The organism is Halovivax asiaticus JCM 14624 (assembly GCF_000337515.1).
GTDB lineage: Archaea > Halobacteriota > Halobacteria > Halobacteriales > Natrialbaceae > Halovivax > Halovivax asiaticus.
Map to the genome: position 1 here is coordinate 374,113 of NZ_AOIQ01000014.1, position 18,568 is coordinate 392,680.

Below are 18,568 nucleotides of genomic sequence, written 5' to 3' on the forward strand. Positions count from 1 at the left end.
TGTTAGGCCCGCCCGCCCCACCTAGGCCCAATGACTCTCACGGATGCGGCGGCCGACCTGCTCGCGGGCGGCCCCGTCTGTGACGCCTGCCTCGGGCGGCCGTTCGCCGACCGAAGCTTCGGCCTGCGAAACGACGAGCGCGGTCGGGCGCTGCGGACCACGCTGGCCCTCGAGGCGAACGAGCCGTACGACCCGGTCGACCCGGTCGAGTGTTGGGTCTGCGAGGGCTACTGCGGGACGTTCGACGCGCTCGCGGACGCCGTCGTCGAGACCCTGGAGGGGGTCGACTTCGCCACGTACCAGGTCGGGACGGTCGTCCCGCCGCTGGTCGAGGAGAACGACCGCTTGCTCCGCGAGGACGCCGGCATGGAACCCGACGCTGGTGAACCCCTCAAACGAGAGGTCAATCGCGAGGTCGGCCGCCGCGTCGGCGCGCGGACCGGTGCCGAGGTCGACTTCGACCGGCCGGACGTCCTCACCGTGCTCGACCTCTCGGCGTTCGACCCACACGCGTTCCTCGAAGATGGCGACGCCGTCACGGCCCACGCCGTCGACCGCCAGATCAACCCCGCGTTCGTCTACGGCCGCTACCGCAAGATCGAGCGCGACATCCCGCAGACGGAATGGCCCTGCCGAGAGTGTGGCGGCAGCGGCATTCAGCTTGCCGACGACGGCGAGGAGCCCTGTGACTACTGCGGCGGGTCGGGCTACCTCTACGACACGAGCATCGAGGAGACGGTTCGCCCCCACGTTGTCGCGGCGATGGACGGCCGCGAGGGAACCTTCCACGGGGCGGGCCGGGAGGACGTCGACGCCCGGATGCTCGGCACCGGCCGCCCGTTCGTCCTCGAAGTCAAACACCCTCACCACCGGACGCCCGACGTCGAGGCGCTCGAAGCCGAGATCAACGAGGCCGCGGCGGGCGCCGTCGAAGTCGAGGGCCTCCGCCTCGCGACCCACGACACGGTCGAACGCGTCAAGGAGCACGACGCCAGCAAGCGCTACCGCGCCGCCGTCCAGTTCGACGAGCCGGTGAGCGCGACTTCCCTCGACGAGGCGTTCGCCGAACTCGCGGGAACCACCGTCGAGCAGTACACGCCCCAGCGGGTCGACCACCGCCGGGCCGAGTTGACCCGCGAACGGACCGTCTACGCCATCGACGGCGAGCCGGGAATCGCCGACGAAATGGCCGACAGCGTCGAGACGGAACTCCTGGAGCCCGAAGACGTGGACACCACCGCCACCATCGAGGTCCACGGCGCCGGCGGTCTCTACATCAAGGAACTCATCAGCGGGGACGACGGCCGCACCGAGCCGAGCGTGGCCGGGCTGCTCGACACGGGCGCCGAAGTGATGGCACTCGACGTGCTCGCGGTCGAGGGCGAGGACGAGCCGTTCGAACGCGCCGACTTCTTCGTAGACGAGGCCGACGACGGAGGCGGGTCCGGTGACGCGGCGGCGGCCGACGGTGAAGACGAATCAAGTCATGCGGAGGAGGCCGACGACGAAAGCGACGCCGACGACGCTGCCGGTGGTGAGGAGTGACTCCCTCCGACCGACAACTCCACGTCCTCTACCTCGTCGGCGTCGCGCTCAACGCGATCGGGCTGGCCTACGCCATCGATTCCGGCGAGTACCTCTTCGCGGGGACCTTCGTGCTGATCCTCGCGTACATCGTCTTCCGATTCCGACTGACGCGGTGAGGCCACTGATTTTCGACTGCCACGCCGCCGTCGGCGACCAGTTCCACCCGGTCGCCACCCACTTACTCGCTCGCGACGTGCCGACGGCGATACCACCCGGCGACCCCGTCGAAGAGCTGCCGCCCGAGAACGAGCAGTGCGAGCGGGATTCCCGCCGAGAGTGTGAGCAAGCCGCCGAAGAAGACGCAGCCGCCAGTGTCAGCGTACAGGGTATAGAGACTCACAACCGACAGAAAGAGTGTCAGTGCGGCGAGGAGCCCGATCCCGGCCGTCCAGAGGGCACGGGCGCTCTTGATTGCGGCGATACCGCCCGAAACGATCGAAGCGCTCGTCCGGAGCGCGCTGACGAGCACAACGACGGCCAGCGCGCCGGGAACCAGCAGTTCCGGATTGGCCGGAACGCCGGCCACTTCCGGCCACGAGGGGTACTCGACTGGGACTTCCGTACTTATGACCCAGACGACGAGGAGCACGCCGACGGCGAGGGCGGTCTCGACCGTTCGGACGATCTCCCGCTTCATTTTATTCGACCTATCGTTCAGTGCATCAGTCAATAAGCGTTCGGTCGGGCCGGTCGGAGTCACAACGATTTTGCACCCCTCCGACGATGACCCACCAGATGGTCTTCGGCGTCGACGAAGCGGGAAAGGGGCCGGCGATCGGGCCGATGATCGCCGCGGCCGTTCGGGTGGCCGACCGCGGCCACCTCCCCGACGGGATGGCCGACTCGAAGGACCTCGCCCCGGACCGGCGAGAGGACTTGGCGGCGCGGCTCCGGTCGGCCGACGCCATCGCCGTCGGCGTCTGTGCGATCACACCGGACCGGATCGACGACCCGGAGACGGACATGAACGGACTCGCTGTCGCCGCCCACACGGGGGCGATCGAGGCGGCGCTGGCCGACGCGGACCACGGCTCGGGGGCCGACGTCGATCCTCCCGCGGGCGTCTGTGATGCCTGCGACACGGATGCAGACCGCTTCGCTCGTCGGGTGACCGATGCCTGTTCGCACCCGATCGACGTCGCAGCCGAACACGGCGCCGACGCCGACGACCCGCTCGTCGGCGCGGCGAGCATCGTCGCGAAGGTCGAACGGGACGCCCGCATGGCCGACGTCGCCGAAACCTACGCCGACGCCGGCTACGGCGACCCGGGGAGCGGCTACCCGAGCGATCCGAAGACGCGGGCGTTCCTCGAAGCCCACGTGGACGAGACGGGTCGGCTCCCCGACTGTGCCCGTCGGTCGTGGGCGACCTGCCGTGACGTGCTTGCCGACGCCCAGCAGTCGGGCCTCGCAGATTTCGCTGGCGAGTGATAGCCAGCAGGGAAACGGGGAGGCTTTTTCTCAGTTCCGTCCGCAGGCACCCGTATGGAACACACGGCGGAGGAGTACGGGGACTACTGGGAGGGCGCCGTCCGAATCGCGATCGGCGTGCTACTCGCGTGGGTCGGTCGGACGGCCGCCGGTCCGTTTCTCGCGTTGGACGGCCTCGGCCCGACGGCGGTCGGCTTCGTGGTTTTCGCCGGCACCGCGCTGGCAGGAACGTACGTCGCCGTTCTCGGACTCGCCCGGGTGATAAGAACGGCCGTCGCTGCGGAGCGTCGGCGCTGATCCGCCCAATCGGAGCGAGGTGGCTTCTCTTTCTCACTTATTTCCGTTCGCTGGGCCCGCTTGCCGCGATCCTGTCGCCCTCGGCCGTATCACTTCGTCACGCTTTACCCATTGCGTTTCGAAAGTCGGTTCATGAGTGACGTTCCCTCACGTGAAGAGGTGCCGACCGAACACACCTGGGATCTCTCCCGTATCTTCGACTCGCCCGACGACTGGCGCGACGCCTACGACGACGTTACCGACCGGCTCGACGAACTGACCGCCTACGAGGGCGAGACGGCGACCGACGCCGCGATCCTTCTCGAGACGCTCGAGACGCGAGACGCCCTCATGCGCGAGGTCGAGCGCGTCGCGACCTACGCGCAGATGCGCCGCGACGAGGACACGAGCGACCAGGAGCGCCAGGCGATGGCCGCGCGGGCCGAGTCGCTCGTCGCCGACGCCCAGTCGGCCGCCTCGTTCGTCGAACCGGAGGTACAGGAACTCACGACCGACGAATTCGAATCCTACGTCGACGAGGAACCCGATCTGGAGCGGTATCGTCAGTACGTCGACGACGTCCTCCGGATGAAGCCCCACACCCGCTCGCCAGAGGTCGAAGAACTGCTCGCCGACTTCGGCGAGGTCACCGGGACCGCGGGCAACGTCTACTCGATGCTCGCGAACGCGGACATGACGTTCCCCACGGTCGAGGATCCGGACGGCGAGGACGTCGAGATCACGCAGAGCAACTTCGTCAACCTGCTCAAGCGTCCTGACCGGGACTTCCGCGAACGCGTCTACGAGGCGTACTTCGAGGAGTGGGACGACGTGCGAAACACGGTCTCGACGGCCTACGCCAAGAGCGTCACCGCCGACGTCCGGCTGGCCGAAGCCCGCAACTACGAGACGGCCCGCGAAGCCTCGCTCGACGACGCCAACGTCCCCGTCGAGGTCTACGACACGCTCGTCGACACCGTCAACGACAATCTCGACGCGTTGCACCGCCACGCCGAACTCAAGCGGGAGGCCCTCGGCGTGGACAACCTCCGCCCGTGGGACCTCTACATGCCACTCACCGGCGGCGAAGGCCCAGAGATCCCCTACGACGAGGCCTGCGAGCACGTGATCGAGGCCGTCGCACCGCTCGGCGAGGACTACCAGGACCGACTCGCCGAGGGACTGGAGTCGCGCTGGGTCGACGTCTACGAGAACGAAGGCAAGCGCGCCGGTGCCTACTCCGGCGGCACGTACGACACCGAACCGTTCGTCCTGATGAACTACCAGGACGACGTCGCCTCGATGTACACGCTGGCGCACGAACTCGGCCACTCGCTGCACTCCGACAACACGCGGACGAACCAGCCGTACGTCTATTCGAACTACGAACTCTTCGTCGCCGAGGTCGCGAGCACGGTCAACGAGGCGCTCCTGACCGAGCACCTCTTGGAGACCGTCGAGGATCCCGAGTTCCGCGTCCACATCCTGAACGAGTTCTTAGAGCGCGTGCGCTCGACGCTCTTCCGCCAGACCCTGTTCGCCGAGTTCGAGCACCGCGCGCACGAACTCGAGGAGGCCGGCGAACCGCTGACCGCCGACCGCTTCGACGAACTCTTCGGTGACCTCAAGGCCCGCTACTACGAGCCGGCCGTCCTCGACGACCACATCGCCCGCGAGTGGATGCGAATCCCGCACTTCTACCGCGCGTTCTACGTCTACCAGTACTCGACCGGCATCTCCGCCGCGCTCGCGCTCGCCGACGACATCGTCGCGGACGGCGACGAGGCGGCCGACGACTATCTCGAATTCCTCCGCCTCGGCTCCCGGGAGTACCCGCTCGACCTCCTCGAGATCGCCGGCGTCGACATGCGCTCGCCCGAACCCGTCGAACGGGCGATCGACCGCTACGCCGATCGGCTCGACGAACTGGCCGACATCGTCGACTAACCGGCAAGCCGTTCTCTGTCGCACTCACGGCCTCGTTGTCTTCTCGCCGTTCACAGCTATCGCACGCAGCCGTACCCGCGACCCAAAGGCACATTTACATCCGCCGATTATCCATCGCTCATCAGAATGGCCCGAAGTCCGTCGTTGCCCGACCGACCGACTCGCGACATCGACCCGAACCTCCCCGACGAGGAGCGCCTCGACGCGCTTCGGTCTCACCTCGAAGAACTGACCGACGTGCAGGAAAAACTCGCTTCACAGCTCGAATCCGCCGAGGAACGGCGGGACGAACTCCGAGAGCGCGTCGATCAGGTCGAACGCGAGAACGAGTGTCTCAAACACTCGCCGCTGTACGTCGCCTCCGTCGAGGAGTCGTTCGACGGCGAGGTCGTCGTCAAACAACACGGCAACAACCAGGAGGTCCTGACCGAGGTCTCCCCGCGCATGGCCGACCGCATCGAACCCGGCGACCGCGTCGCCGTCGACGACTCCTTCGGCCTCCAGACGCTCCTCTCGGCCGAGACCGATGCCCGCGCTCAGGCCATGGAGATTACGGAGAAGCCCGACGTCTCCTACGACGACATCGGCGGGATCGACGACCAGGTCCGCGAGGTGCGCGAAGCCGTCGAACAGCCCCTCGCCGAACCCGAACTGTTCGAGCAGGTCGGCATCGAACCGCCGTCGGGCGTCCTGCTCTACGGCCCGCCGGGCACCGGCAAGACGATGCTCGCCAAAGCCGTCGCGACGAAGACCGACGCCACGTTCATCAAGATGGCCGGCTCCGAACTCGTCCGCAAGTTCATCGGTGAGGGCTCTCGCCTGGTGCGGGACCTCTTCGAACTCGCCCGCGAGCGCGAACCCGCCATCATCTTCATCGACGAGATCGACGCCGTCGCGGCCACGCGCACCGACTCGAAGACCTCCGGCGACGCCGAGGTCCAGCGGACCATGATGCAACTGTTGAACGAGATGGACGGCTTCGAACACCGCGGCGAGATCAGCATCATCGCCGCCACCAACCGCTTCGACATGCTCGACCGGGCCATCCTCCGCCCCGGGCGCTTCGACCGCCTCATCGAAGTCCCCGAACCCGACGTCGGGGGCCGCGAACGCATCTTCGAGATCCACAGTCAGGACCTCTCGCTCGCCGACGCCGTCGACTACGACGTCCTCGCCGAGCGCACCGACGGCTACTCCGGCGCCGAGATCGAGAGCGTCACGACCGAGGCCGGCATGTTCGCCATCCGCGACGACCGCACCGCTGTCACCATGGCCGACTTCGAGGACGCCATCGACAAACTCGAATCCGACGACGGCAGCGAGTACGTCTCCTCCGAGAACTACTTTTTCAACTGAACCGAACTTTTGCGCTGTCGTTCGAGAGAGCAAAGCTCTCTCGTGATGACGAAAGGCGCGAAGCGCCTTTCGAACCACGGGCCGGCTGCGCCGGCCCTCGGCAAAACTTCGATGAAAAACGCTCCTCCTTCCGTTACAGCCGCGCGTAGCGCGGCTTTCACATCAGTCGTCGGCCCGCTCGCTCGTCCACACCGTGGACTCGCTCACGGTTCTCGTGCTAGTGTAGCCCAGCCTTTCCCCGTGCTCGCGTGCCCACCGGGCACGCTCGCGGCCGCCGCACCGCAATCGGTCTGGTGGATTGCGGATCGCAACGCCTTACGCCGTCGGGGCCTGAGGGCGGGTAATGAGTACGATTCGGGTCGTCTGGGGGTCGGCGACGGGGCCGACGGAGATGGCGGCCTACGACGCGGCGCTCGTGGATGCGGGTATCGAGAACTACAATCTCGTGGCCGTTTCGTCGGTGATTCCCGCAGGCGTGCCTGTCGTGGCGGTCGGGACGGCGCCGGATCTCGGACCGGCGGGCGAGCGCCTGACGGTCGTCGAAGGGCGGGCGCGGGCGGCCGGGCCGACGAGCGTGAGCGCCGGCCTCGGCTGGGTGGAGTCGATCGACGACGGGCCGGGGTTGTTCTACGAGGCGGCGGGTGAAGCGGACCCCGACGATGTCGAGCGTCGCGTTCGGGAGGGGATCGGCGCTGGTGCCGACCTCAGGGAGTGGGACCTCGGGGAAGCGAATGTCCACGTCGAGCAGGCCCGCGCCGAGTCGGGTGCGTACGCCGCGGCGGTCGTCGTGGCCGCCTACGGCGAGAGCGAACCGATCGTCTGAGCGGTCCACCGTAGTGGACGGCTAGTCCTTCATCGCCGCGAGAAGCAACCTACTATTCGTTCCGAGCTGCTTCACAAGCGCACGAGGGAACCGTCGCCGCGAGTTGTGGAGAGCGTCGTCGAGTGCGTCCGTCGCGTCCTCCAGGACGCCGGTGCCGTGACCGAACAGGATCCGATCCGGTTCGAGGTCCCCCAACGTCTCTCGGGGTGGAACGAGCCGATGGGAGAGTGCAATGCCGACCCGTTCGTCTGCGACAGTGTAGCCGGGTCCCGTGCCGGCGATGTCCGGGACGATGAGCGTCCCGTCCTCCGGTCGGTACGCGATCGCCTCTTGCCACATGCCGAGTGGTTCGATTCGGCTGACGGTGAACCCCGAGCCGTCGATACGGGTATCGTATCGGGTGAGCGGTGCGTCGACGCGTTCTCCGATCCGTTCCATCCACTGCGGGACGAAAACGGGGACATCGTGACGCGCGGCGACTGCGCCTGCATCGCGAGCGTGATAGCTGGAGAGAACGGCCACACCTGACACGGTCCCGTATTCGGCGATGAGGTCGTCGACCCCGTCTCCGTCGATCGGGTCGAATACCCAGACGCCGTCGTCCGCGACGATCGCGTGACTCGATCGCATCCCCGTCTCGTCGGGATGGGCTACCCAGCCGACGCCGCCTGACCATCGATCGATTACCTGCAATTCACCCGCCGAGGACCTGTCGTAGACGACCATCGGATACTTCAGACACGCGTACCGACTCAAAAAGCGATTTCGGCTCCACGCGCCGTTTCGCTCGAATAAAGCCCTTCTCGTGCGTATCGACGCGGCGGGAGTCGGACTGTTCCCTCGGTCGAGACGAACGCGGTGAGCCAAACGCTTTTGGCCAGCCGACTCGTTGAGTCGGTACCGACTTCTCATGAACGCCAATACACCGTACGCCGGCCGCCCGGGAACCACACAGGCGGGGCACCGTTCGGCGGACGATCTCGACGAGGTGACGCCGATCCAGCGGCGTGCACTCCGCCGAGACGTCTCCCGCGTCGCCGCCCAGACCCGGGATCTGCTCCCCGACGAGTTCGTCGTCGACAGCGACATCACGCAGGGAGTCGGCGGCCCGCAGCTCACCGTCGCCGTCCAGCCCCCGATCGGTCACCCGGTCAGTGCGGGCTTCGCCCCTGACGTCTCGCTCGTCGAGGACGCCGACTCCGTCATCGACGACGACGAGTGCGCCGAGGTCGCCCGCGGCCTCGCCGCGAGCGCCGCCCTGCAGGTCAAACAGGCCATGGGCACTGAGTTCACGCCGACTGCCCGCTAACGCGTCACCGCAGTACTTTCTCTCCGTCTGGCTCGCTTACTCCTCGACGAATCGCCAGGCGTAGGCGCCCCCGAGTACGACGGCGACGAGGACGATCACGAACAGCAGAAAGTACAGCAACGCCTCTCGATCGCCGGCCTGTACCTCGTTCGAGACGACCATGAACCCCGCGACGAGGCTCACCACGACCACGAACCCGACGAGGCCACGCCGGCTGTCGAAACCCTCTAACACTTCTCTCATACCGCCGACCACAGACCCGGATCCTAAAACGATTCTGGCAGATTGGGTGGATCGGCCGGATATCCACTACACCAGTTCCGCCCAGTTTACTGGCTCTCACCGACGAACCCGGCCACGGTATCGACGACGCGTTCGTCGACGGGGTTCTCCGGTTCGACCCACTCGTTCGGCCTCGCCGGTTCGTCGCCGGACTGGAATCGGTGGTTCAGGTCGTCGAACACTTCGATCCGCACGTCGGATTTGTCGCCGATGGCGTCCTCCCAGACGGGGAGGTCGTCTTCGACGGTCACCAGATAGTCGCGGCCGCCCTGGACGAGCAGAATCGGGACGTCCAGCCCGGCGGCGGTCGCGGTGTGGTCGTACGCCTGGAGCGTCCGCCAGAATGCGCGGCCGCGCCCGCCGGCGATCTCGAGTACTTCGTCGTCGCCGATGTCGAGCGTCCGGATGCGTTCGGTGAGGGCTTCGACATCGGCGAGCGCCGCCTCGTCCGCGTCCGACAGCTCGCCGTCGAGCGTCAGCACGTGCCGTTGCTGGCGGACGATCGCCTCGTGGACCGGGACGCCGGACGGGGCGAGCATGATCACGCCCGCCGCGTCGCTCCGCTTGGCGATCAGCGGGGCGAACTTCCCGCCGAGGCTGTGGCCGGCGACGTACACGGTGTCGATCCCGTCCGCCCCGCGGAGTCGTTCGACGGCCGCGACGGCGTCGTCGACGATGATGTCGTCGACGGTGGCCGCCGTCCGGTCGACGTCGCAAGCGACCGTCCGTTTGTCGTAGCGGAGCGTGGTGATTCCCCGGGTGGCGAGCCCCCACGCGAGTTCGTTGAAGGTTCGATTAGCGCCGGCGGTCTCATCGCGGTCTTGGTCGCCGCTGCCGTGGACGAACACGATCCCCGTTCCGCCAGGGTCAGACGCTGGACGAGTGAGCGTGGCGCCAATCGAACAGTCACCGGGGCCGTCGAGGGTCAGTTCGCGTTCGGTGAGTGCAGACTCGTCCGCGTACGCCGGCGGCGACCACTCTTCGCCCGGCTGCGCGACGAACTCGGCGATTTCACCCTTCGCGAAGGCGTACTCGAACCGGATCGTCGACTCGCTGAACTGCCCGCGAGCAACCACGACAGCCAGTCCATCGTCCCGGTGGCCCCGAAACTCCACCGCGGCGAAGCCCTCGAGCTCGCCGGCCGGTCGAATCTGGTTCTCCCAGAACGACTCCATCTCCGCGGGCGGCAACTGGGACGCGAACGTGTCCGTCACTACCTCGTAGGCCGCATCCGTTTCGCCGGCATCGAGTGACTCGACGAATTCCCTGGCCCTGCGTTCCAATGTGCTCGGCTCGACTCCTCCGTCGTCGGGCGAGTTGCCATCGGATTCATCCGATTCATCGTTCCCCTCGGAGCCGGTGATACACCCGGCTAGTCCCACGACTGCTCCCGATACGATTCCCCGAACGATGGATCGACGCTCGATCATGGTCGTATTTTATATCCAACACGAACGGCGATATAGCCGTTGGGATTGTCCCCGATACGCCGTCGCCGGCAGGTTTCGACTCGCTGTGAAAGATCCCCCGAGACGGCAACCCGAAACGGTGTCAGGACACAAGTGAGTCTACAACTACCCAAGACCGGGCACGCCAATCAACGTGTGTGACCGGATGATCCCCCTGCCGGACCCGAAATCGCACTCCCATGGCATCCCAAGTGGCCTGGCAGGCGGTTCGGTCAGAACCGCCTGCCAACGGGGAAGGGCTGGTGTACACTAGTGTACTCGCCGCGAACGAGGCGTAGCCGAAGTGAGCGGGCCGACGACTGATGTGAAAGCCGCGCTACGCGCGGCTGTAACGGAAGGAGGAGTGCTTTTCATCGAAGTTTTTCCGAGCGTCGGCGAGACGGCGCCAGTGTGCTGGCGCACGTCTCGCCAGAGCGCAGCGAAAAAGTTCGGTGTTACTTCCCCCAGAACGGGTCCCGTTTCCGGTGGCGGTCTAAGTACATGTTGAGGGCTTCGCGTTCGTCGCCGGGGATCTCTTCGGCGAGTTCCTGTTCGAGAATCTTGGCGTGTTTTTCGGGGAGTTCGATCCAGAGCTCTTCGTCTTCGTGGATCTGGCGGCCGACGGTGGGGCCGTCGATGGCGACGGAGACGCGATTGCCGGCGCGGGCCTCGTCGACGTCCTCCCCCTGTTCCTGGATGCCCTTGACCACGCCGACGCGTTCGGTCTGGTTGCCGTCGAAGCGGACGACGCGTTCGTTGTTCTGGAGGGTGCCGGCGTTCACTTCGACGCCGACGACGGCCGGGTCGTTCTGCCGGAAGACGTGGTCGGGGAGGATGCGGAAGCGGGCGGGGCGGGTGATGTTCTCGAGGACGGTGTCCTGCTGGGCGCGTTCGAGTTCCTCGACGAAGTCCTCGTAGCCCTCGACGAGCTGGTAGATGACGTCGTCGGTGAAGAGGCGCACGTCGTCGATCTCGGCTCGCTCGGCGGCGTCGTCTAACACGTCGACGTTGAATCCGAGGATGACCTGCTGTTTGGTGTCCTCGGCGGTGGAGGCGACGGAGATGTCGCGCGGGGCGACGTCGCCGACCTCGGCGCGGACGATGGGGATTTCGGCCTCGCCGCAGGCGTCGGCCATGGCTTCCAGACTGCCGAGGGTGTCGGCCTTGACGACGACGCCCTGTTCTTCGGTTTCGACGGCGATCTCGGCGAGTTCGGCCTCGACCTCCTCGATGACGTCGTCTCTGTCGCGGTCACGGACGACGCGAACGGGGGCGCCGGCCATGGCGTCGGCGAGGTCGGGAGCGGCGACCTTGATCCCGGCGGCGGCGTCGACCTGCTCGACGCGCTCGAAACGACTCTCCGTGCGGATTTCGGCCAGCGGTCGGGGCTGGAGGAGGGCGCGGACGTCGGTGACGATGGGTTCGGTCGTGCCGCCGACGACGATCGTGTCGTCGGTGCGGATGGTCCCGTCGTAGAGGACGATGTCGACCGTCGCGCCGAAGCCTTTCTCCTCTTTGACTTCGAGGACGGTGCCGACGCCGGGGCCGGCGACGTCGATCTCCATCTCCTCGCGCATGTAGCGCTGGGAGAGGCCCATCATCACGGTCAGGAGGTCGGGGACGCCCTCGCCGGTCATGGCGGAGACGGGGACGACGCCGATGTTGCGCTGGAAGTGCTGGACGCGCCAGTAGAGATCGGCGGAGAAGCCTTCGTCGGAGAGTTCGCCGATGATCTCGTAGAGGCGTTCGTCGAGGTCGCCGCGGACGCGATCCGACTGGTTCTCGTAGGTGGGTTTGATCGGGGCGTCGTCGGTCGGGTTCCAGCCGGGGACGGTGTCGATCTTGTTCGCCGCGACGATGAACGGCGTCTGGGAGCGCTGGAGGATGTCGAGCGCCTCGATCGTCTGGGGCTGGAAGCCGTCGTTGACGTCGACGACGAGGATCGCGATGTCGGCGAGGTTGCCCCCGCGCGAGCGCAGCGTGGTGAACGAGTGATGACCGGGCGTGTCGATAAAGAGGAGGCCGGGGAGATCGAAGTCGTCGGGATCGACGAGGTCGCCCGCGATGGCGGAGATGACGTCTAGCGGGACGGCCGTCGCCCCGATGTGCTGGGTGATGGCGCCCGCCTCACCCTCGATGACGGCCGAGCCACGGATCTGATCGAGCAGGCTCGTCTTGCCGTGATCGACGTGGCCGAGCACGGCGACGATCGGTGTCCGGAGCGAGGCGTTTTCGGGGGAATCAGTGTCTGAGTCCGACATGCAAACCACCAGAGAAGGCTCTTGGTCGAGAGTCCCCGGGCCGACAGTTAAACCCATCGTCACGGAGTGTGGGTCGGCTCGGACGGAGGGCCCGTCGAGGCGAACCGCTCCCGGTCGAGTCGGCGTGGCTCGACACCGGGCGTCAGACACCTGTCTTCCACGAACCCGAATGTTAATAGCCGACCGGCGTGACGTTGTCGGCATGAGCGACATACTCGCCGAAAACCTGTCGGGCAAGTCCGTCATGGGGGCGGACGGGACCGAGCTCGGACTCCTCTACAACATCACGATGGACCTCTCGTCGGGTCAGCTACACGATCTGGTCGTCGAACCTGACGAGGAACTGCCGGGTCGCGCCGTCGACTTCGACCGCAACGACGCCGGTCGCTTCCAGATACCCGTCTCTCGGGTACAGGCCGTCAAAGACTACATCGTCGTCGAACGCTAATTCTACGTTACTCGATCTCGCATGTACGTTCTCGACTCGTCGGCGTTTATTCACGACTTCCACACCACCGAACAGACCGCGACGATCCCGCTCGTCCGCGAAGAACTCGAAGACGAGAGCGCCTATCGCTACGACGCGATGGAGGGCTCGGGGATGCACATTCACATTCCCGACGAGGACACGATCGAGAAGGTCCGCCGGGCGGCCCGCGAGTCCGGCGATCTCGACGTCCTCTCGGACACGGACGTTCGGCTCGTCGCCGCGACGTTCGAACTCGACGGCACCCTGGTCACCGACGACTACGCGATGCAAAACGTCGCCGAGAAACTCTCGGTCGCCGTCGATTTCATCGCCCGCGAGGGGATCGACGAACAGCGCGACTGGCGCTTCCAGTGTCGCGGCTGCGGGCGAGAGTTCGACGAGAAGAAAGAGCGCTGCCCGATCTGCGGCAGCGAACTGACCCGAAAGAATCCGACCTGATCGGTACACCGGTCGCCCGCGTCGGTTGCGCGGGCGGCGGGTGTGGGTCCCGGTGGCTGGTGAGCGAGCTATCCTGACAGCCTGTCGTGTGGGTATCGCCTTCTCCTCCTATGAGTACCACTGTCCGTGAGTACCACTGTTGGTCTCTCACGCGTGCAGCGTTCGGATCCTCGGCAATAGTGTCGCCTATCCGACGAGTTCGAGGTACTGGGTGTAGTAGACGTACGCGTTGTAGAGGCCGTGGACGAGCGCCGGAACGAGCAGGTTGTTCGTCCGGGCGTAGACGACGCCGAGGGCGAGCGAGAGCGAAAAGACGATTCCCAGACTTACGAGGAGGCCGCCGACGGAGTCACCGGAGTAGGCGATCAGGTGGGCGCTGGCGAAGGCGACGCTGGCGACGACGATCGCACCGGGTTTCGAGAAATACTCGTACAGCCCCTTCTGGATCACGTTCCGGTAGAGCAGTTCCTCGAACGGCCCGATGACGAGGATCGAGGCGACGGCCAGGACGAGCAGGAGTTCGGGGGCGCCCTGGGCCCGATCGAAGCTGCTGTGGTCGGTGTTCTCGACCCCGGCCGAGCCGAGGAGGAGTCCGATGGCGATCGCGATTCCGGCGAGGGCGGCGATGCCGCCGATGACGTACCCGAGATCGCGTAGCCGGGGGACGCGCAGGTCGATGTACGACCGATCGCGACCGGTCCAGGCGAGGTAGGCGCCGGCGACGGAGGCCGTCCCGAGCACGGTCGCGATCTGCGTGAGGACCGCCATCGTGGTCGTCGGCAACTCGTTCGCCAGTTGGCCCGTGAGCAGCGGTACGGCGAGTCCGCCGATGAGTGTCGCCCAGGCCAGGATTGCCGCGTAGCCGAACGCCCCGAGCAGGCTGTAGCCAACCGTCGCACGGAGCCGGCGAACCAGTTGCTCGGTCGAGAACTCGGCGTAGATGGCTACCCCCGCGGCGACGGTGAGTATCGACCCGACGAACGCGACGAGCAGTGACGGGGCGTTGGCGATCGGTGGCACCCCGAAGTCGGTCGTGTAGCCGTTGGTGAGTCCGTAGACCGCGCCGAGCGCGCCCCCGGCGCTCGTCAGTGCTACGAGCGGGCCCGCGACCGGACGCGAAACGATTCCGTGGCGAACGGCGAAGACGGCGGCGAGCGAGAGCAGTCCGAATCCGACGATGGCGAGCGAAACGGCGTCGACGCCGGCCGTCCGGAGCGGCCGGGCGGCGCCCAGGACCGCGAGCGTCGCGGTGAAGAGGCCGGCCACGATCGACACGTCCGCGACGGTGTCCGGAAACGGATTCGTCGAATCGGAACCGGTGTCCGACGACCCCGTCGTGGTGTCGCCGGTCGACCGGCCGTCGGTCGGTGTCGTGTCGACCGACCGGTCGTCATCAGCGGCAGGATCGGCCGACTGCTCGCCGTTCGCCGCCGGTTCGGTTGCGTCGTCCGGGCCGTCTGTGGCGGTGTCGTCGGCCTGGTCGCGTCCGCCGGTCATGCACGCCGGTTGGGCGACGATGCTAATGGGCCTGTGGATTTGGGTCGGCTGTGCTTCGAGGCCGTTCGGACTGTCCCGCAGGCACTAACAGGGCGCGACCGTCAGGTCACCGCTCGACGCGCAGCGACGTCTTCTCTTCGACGGCCCGCGCCTCCTCGAAGTCGCCACCACCGAGGAGGCCGCGGGTGGCCTTCTTGGCCCACTCGACGGCGGGCTGCTCGAAGGTGTTCACGCCGGCGAGTTCGCCGGCCATCACGCACGCGGCTTCGAGCCCGTAGAGGAGGCTGCCGAGTTCGAAGGCGTCGATGCGCTCGATCTCGATGCGGACCGTCGGACGGCCTGCCGCGGCGAGACTGGCCTCCGTGGCGCGGAACTCGGCGTCGAGGAGCTCCGCGAGCGAGCCGCCGCCGAGGTAGGCGAGGTCGTCGACGTCGGTCGGTGGAATCGGCTGCTCTGGGCGCTCTTGGGGCGTGACGAACGTGACCTGTGTGTTTCGCGGGCCAGCCCGATAGAGCTGCAGTTGGGAGTGCTGGTCGGTGGCGCCGAGTGCGCGGACGGGCGTCTGGCCCAGTCCATCCTTGCCGAGGCTCTCGGCCCAGAGCTGGGCGAACCACTCGGCCGTCGTCTCGAGGGACTCGGCGTAGGGCATGAACGCGTTGGCCTGCGCCCCGCGGGCGGCGAGGGCGTGACAGGTCGCGCCGTAGGCGTAGGCTGGACACTCGTAGAGCGACCCGGTGAGCGTCTCGGCTTCGGCGGCGGCGCCGTCGAGCAGTGATTCGAGGTCGAGTCCACCCGCCGCCGCGGCGACGAGCCCGACCGCCGAGAGCGCGGCGTACCGGCCTGGAACGCCGTCGGGCACGTCGAGCGCGGGCAAGTCGTGCGTCTCCGCGAGGTCGCGAAGCGGACCCGCCTCGCCCGTCGTCACGATCGTCCGCTCGGTCCAGTCGACACCCGCCGACTCGAAGGCCTCGCGGACGACGAGGAAGTTCGCCAGGGTCTCGGCGGTCGTGCCGGACCGCGAGACGACGTTGATCGCGGTTCGTTCGAGCGGGAGCGTGTCGAGGCTGTCGTGCACCCACTCGGGATCGACGTTGTCGAGGAAGATCGTCTCGACGTCGGCGTCGAGCGCGTCGACGATCGTCGCCGCGCCGAGCGCACTCCCGCCGATGCCGATCGTCAGAAGCGCGTCGATTTTGCCGCCGTCGGGACTGGCGATCGGCTCGACGGCCGCCCGAATCTCGTCCGGGTCGGTCCGTTCCGGCAGGTTCAGCGCGGCGTATCCGTGTTCGTCGGCTGCCCGTCCGGTGGCGATACGTTCGTGTGCGGTGGCCACCCGCTCGTCGAGTCGGTCGAGCGATGCCCGGGAGACGCCCGGGGACGCGACCGACGCGAGCGCGTTGCCGATGTCGACGTCCATGCTGGCATTCCCGAGAGCAGCCGTCAAAGGCGTTCCGTCACGGTTCGATGCCGGCTTCTGTTGGCTGTCTCAGGCGGACGGCCCCCGACCGCAATCGCCATTGGAATTTACTATCTGACTTTATCTATCCAAGACGAAGACGAATCGATATTTATATAAAATAAATATCCGGGCTATAATCTGCATGCGAGAAAAATTAGAGGCTCGTCGTACAGCAGAAGAACAGATTGGATCGGAGGGCACCCGATGACGACCGAACAACTGATGACGGACGATCAGTCGTTCACCGGCGCGCTCGTGGACGCGATCGAATCCGGCGTCATCGCCGCGTTCGATATGCTTCCCGAACTGATCGTCGCGCTCGTCATCCTGCTTGTCGGTACCGTCGTGGCTCGTCGGGTACGACCGACGGTAGTCCGTATTGCGACGCGTGCGCAGGCTGGCGACCTCGTCCGGCGGACGCCGCTCGGGACGCTCTTTGGCGACGGCGAACGTGCCGTCGAGAACGCGCTGGGTTCGATCGCGAAATACTACGTCTTCCTCGTGGCGGTCTTTGCTGCGTTCGAACACATCGGGTTCACGCACGTCACTCAGTGGCTAGGGAGCGGGATTGACTACGTCCCCGTCTTCGTCGGCGGCCTTGGCCTCCTCGTCATCGGATTCGTCGTCGCGGACAACGCGACGCGACGAGCCCGTGACTCCGCACTGGCTGCCAAACTGGGTGACGAGGCTGCCGTTGCCGATGGCCTCAAGGCTGGGCTGTACGCGGTCGTCGCCGTCATCGCGCTCGACACGCTCGGCGTCAGCGTCACGATCGTGCACGTCGTCGCCGAGGCGTTCGCGTTCGGGGCCGGTATCGCGCTCGCGCTCGCCGTCGCGTATCTCATCGTCGTTCGACATCGGGACGAGATCGAATCCACGGCGAACGACGTCGTCGCAGACGACTGAGTCGACCCGCGAGCCGAAACCGCGAAAGGCGTGGAACGCGTCTTTCCGTCGATGACCGACACGACGGAACCCGCGCCGAAATCGGGCACGTTCGTCGTCACGCACGCGGACGAGAACAACGCCGTCCTCCGGGACGTCGAGACGGCGCAGGTGCACACGCTCTCCTCGAACCCGGATTTCGACGAACACGACGTGATCGAGGCGACCGTCGCGCCGGAGCGGCCGATGGGGGTCGCCTGGGAGGTAGCCGACCTCGTCGACCGCCGGACCGTCGACGTGATCGACAGCGACCTCTCGCCGACCACGCACGAACGCGACCTCGCCGACGACCTGGCCGTCGGCGACCTGGAGACGGTCGAACGCGCCGGTACGGGCGAGATCCACGTCCTGTCCGTGCCGCCGGAGGATGTCGAAGCGGCCGCCGCCGACGTCGTCGACGACGTCGAAACCGTCGCCAGAGCGGCCCGGCTCGACGCCGTGCGGGTCGAGGTCCGTCGTGACGGGGCCGAGGGCGTACTCAGCGTTCGGTACCTGCCAGATTGATTGTCACGTGGCAACCGTGCTGGCTGATGATGGTCGCCGTCAGTTCGACTCGTCCGTCGCCGTCCCGGAGTAGCTGGGACCGCCGGCGCTCTGGACCGCCCAGCTGCCCTGCAGGTCGCAGGCCTCGCGAACCGTGTACTCGATCTCGCTGTCTGCGTCGATCAGCGGTCCACCCTCGACACGCTCGACCTGGAGGGTGACGTCCAGACTGTTGCCGCAGCACCCGACGCCGACGAACTCCTCCCAGCCGTCGCCCTCGCGGGCCTCGTCGTGTACCTTTCGGAGGTAGGCGCGGAACGAGGGCTTCTCGACCTGAAACCGGCCCCACGAGGAGAGGTCGGCAGGGTAGGAGACGACGACGCGCTCGGCCCGCTCGGGGTCGTTGTCGGCTGCGTCGATCGCCGGTGTCTGTGTGGACTGGTTGGCCATACCGATAGTGATGCACTCTACGCACAAAACCGTCTCGCCACCCGTCGTCTCCGCTCTCACGGGTCACTACAGGCAGCGAATTCGTC

Annotated in this window: 20 protein-coding genes; 12 read left to right on the forward strand and 8 right to left on the reverse strand. The window is 66.8% G+C overall.

Features of this window, described 5'->3' with window-relative positions:
* The first annotated feature begins 30 nt into the window (after positions 1 to 30).
* Both C479_RS09390 and C479_RS16540 read left to right on the forward strand, forming a co-directional pair.
* The gene (locus C479_RS09390) at positions 31 to 1,545 is read left to right on the forward strand and encodes a tRNA pseudouridine(54/55) synthase Pus10 (protein WP_007701430.1); all 1,515 of its coding nucleotides are present in this window, start codon (positions 31 to 33) and stop codon (positions 1,543 to 1,545) included.
* Positions 1,542 to 1,703 (forward strand): hypothetical protein, encoded by a 162-nt coding sequence (locus tag C479_RS16540; protein WP_169317776.1) that lies wholly within the window; start codon positions 1,542 to 1,544, stop codon positions 1,701 to 1,703. Before C479_RS09390 ends, C479_RS16540 begins: the two co-directional genes overlap by 4 nt.
* A gap of 62 nt (positions 1,704 to 1,765) precedes the next feature.
* On the opposite strand, the gene C479_RS09395 is transcribed toward C479_RS16540, so the two are convergent.
* Entirely contained in the window at positions 1,766 to 2,224 is a 459-nt protein-coding gene (locus C479_RS09395) for a hypothetical protein (protein WP_007701433.1), read from the reverse strand.
* Between the two features lie 98 nt (positions 2,225 to 2,322).
* Here C479_RS09395 and rnhB point away from each other — a divergent pair, with 98 nt between their 5' ends.
* From rnhB to C479_RS09420, 5 genes are all read left to right on the forward strand, one after another.
* Positions 2,323 to 3,018 (forward strand): ribonuclease HII, encoded by a 696-nt coding sequence (rnhB, locus tag C479_RS09400; RefSeq protein ID WP_049907225.1) that lies wholly within the window; start codon positions 2,323 to 2,325, stop codon positions 3,016 to 3,018.
* Between the two features lie 54 nt (positions 3,019 to 3,072).
* Positions 3,073 to 3,315, forward strand: coding sequence for a hypothetical protein (locus C479_RS09405; RefSeq protein ID WP_007701439.1), 243 nt, complete (start codon positions 3,073 to 3,075; stop codon positions 3,313 to 3,315).
* A 132-nt stretch (positions 3,316 to 3,447) separates the two neighbouring features.
* A complete protein-coding gene (gene pepF / locus C479_RS09410; protein ID WP_007701441.1) occupies positions 3,448 to 5,241 on the forward strand; it encodes an oligoendopeptidase F in 1,794 nt (597 codons plus the stop codon).
* 126 nt (positions 5,242 to 5,367) lie between these two features.
* On the forward strand, positions 5,368 to 6,597 hold the full coding sequence (pan2, locus tag C479_RS09415; protein ID WP_007701443.1) for a proteasome-activating nucleotidase Pan2: 1,230 nt from the start codon (positions 5,368 to 5,370) through the stop codon (positions 6,595 to 6,597).
* Positions 6,598 to 6,940: 343 nt separating this feature from the next.
* On the forward strand, positions 6,941 to 7,420 hold the full coding sequence (locus C479_RS09420) for a pyruvoyl-dependent arginine decarboxylase (RefSeq protein ID WP_007701445.1): 480 nt from the start codon (positions 6,941 to 6,943) through the stop codon (positions 7,418 to 7,420).
* A 21-nt stretch (positions 7,421 to 7,441) separates the two neighbouring features.
* Here the strand turns inward: C479_RS09420 and C479_RS09425 are convergent, their stop codons facing one another.
* A complete protein-coding gene (locus tag C479_RS09425; RefSeq protein ID WP_007701447.1) occupies positions 7,442 to 8,146 on the reverse strand; it encodes a hypothetical protein in 705 nt (234 codons plus the stop codon).
* 184 nt (positions 8,147 to 8,330) lie between these two features.
* Here C479_RS09425 and C479_RS09430 point away from each other — a divergent pair, with 184 nt between their 5' ends.
* Positions 8,331 to 8,729: a DUF5811 family protein gene (locus C479_RS09430; protein WP_007701448.1), complete on the forward strand. Its 399-nt coding sequence runs from the start codon at positions 8,331 to 8,333 to the stop codon at positions 8,727 to 8,729.
* A gap of 36 nt (positions 8,730 to 8,765) precedes the next feature.
* Here C479_RS09430 and C479_RS09435 read toward each other — a convergent pair whose 3' ends face one another.
* The 3 genes from C479_RS09435 to infB form a co-directional block, all read right to left on the reverse strand.
* Positions 8,766 to 8,972, reverse strand: a complete 207-nt coding sequence (locus tag C479_RS09435) for a hypothetical protein (protein ID WP_049907189.1) — start codon at positions 8,970 to 8,972, stop codon at positions 8,766 to 8,768.
* Between the two features lie 86 nt (positions 8,973 to 9,058).
* Positions 9,059 to 10,393 (reverse strand): alpha/beta hydrolase, encoded by a 1,335-nt coding sequence (locus C479_RS09440; RefSeq protein WP_161607169.1) that lies wholly within the window; start codon positions 10,391 to 10,393, stop codon positions 9,059 to 9,061.
* A 521-nt stretch (positions 10,394 to 10,914) separates the two neighbouring features.
* Positions 10,915 to 12,720, reverse strand: a complete 1,806-nt coding sequence (gene infB, locus C479_RS09445; RefSeq protein WP_007701453.1) for a translation initiation factor IF-2 — start codon at positions 12,718 to 12,720, stop codon at positions 10,915 to 10,917.
* A 202-nt stretch (positions 12,721 to 12,922) separates the two neighbouring features.
* Here infB and C479_RS09450 point away from each other — a divergent pair, with 202 nt between their 5' ends.
* Complete coding sequence (locus C479_RS09450; protein WP_007701455.1) at positions 12,923 to 13,168, forward strand: PRC-barrel domain-containing protein; 246 nt, start codon at positions 12,923 to 12,925, stop codon at positions 13,166 to 13,168.
* Between the two features lie 21 nt (positions 13,169 to 13,189).
* Positions 13,190 to 13,648 (forward strand): NOB1 family endonuclease, encoded by a 459-nt coding sequence (locus C479_RS09455; RefSeq protein ID WP_007701457.1) that lies wholly within the window; start codon positions 13,190 to 13,192, stop codon positions 13,646 to 13,648.
* 186 nt (positions 13,649 to 13,834) lie between these two features.
* On the opposite strand, the gene C479_RS09460 is transcribed toward C479_RS09455, so the two are convergent.
* Together C479_RS09460 and C479_RS09465 are read right to left on the reverse strand one after the other, a co-directional pair.
* On the reverse strand, positions 13,835 to 15,145 hold the full coding sequence (locus C479_RS09460) for a CPBP family intramembrane glutamic endopeptidase (protein ID WP_007701459.1): 1,311 nt from the start codon (positions 15,143 to 15,145) through the stop codon (positions 13,835 to 13,837).
* Positions 15,146 to 15,251: 106 nt separating this feature from the next.
* On the reverse strand, positions 15,252 to 16,562 hold the full coding sequence (locus C479_RS09465; RefSeq protein WP_007701461.1) for a hypothetical protein: 1,311 nt from the start codon (positions 16,560 to 16,562) through the stop codon (positions 15,252 to 15,254).
* Positions 16,563 to 16,808: 246 nt separating this feature from the next.
* On the opposite strand from C479_RS09465, the gene C479_RS09470 reads away from it, so the two are divergent.
* Both C479_RS09470 and C479_RS09475 read left to right on the forward strand, forming a co-directional pair.
* A complete protein-coding gene (locus tag C479_RS09470) occupies positions 16,809 to 17,510 on the forward strand; it encodes a mechanosensitive ion channel family protein (RefSeq protein ID WP_007701463.1) in 702 nt (233 codons plus the stop codon).
* A 51-nt stretch (positions 17,511 to 17,561) separates the two neighbouring features.
* Entirely contained in the window at positions 17,562 to 18,053 is a 492-nt protein-coding gene (locus C479_RS09475; protein ID WP_049907226.1) for a DUF5812 family protein, read from the forward strand.
* 39 nt (positions 18,054 to 18,092) lie between these two features.
* On the opposite strand, the gene C479_RS09480 is transcribed toward C479_RS09475, so the two are convergent.
* Positions 18,093 to 18,482: a hypothetical protein gene (locus C479_RS09480; protein WP_007701466.1), complete on the reverse strand. Its 390-nt coding sequence runs from the start codon at positions 18,480 to 18,482 to the stop codon at positions 18,093 to 18,095.
* Positions 18,483 to 18,568 lie beyond the last annotated feature (86 nt).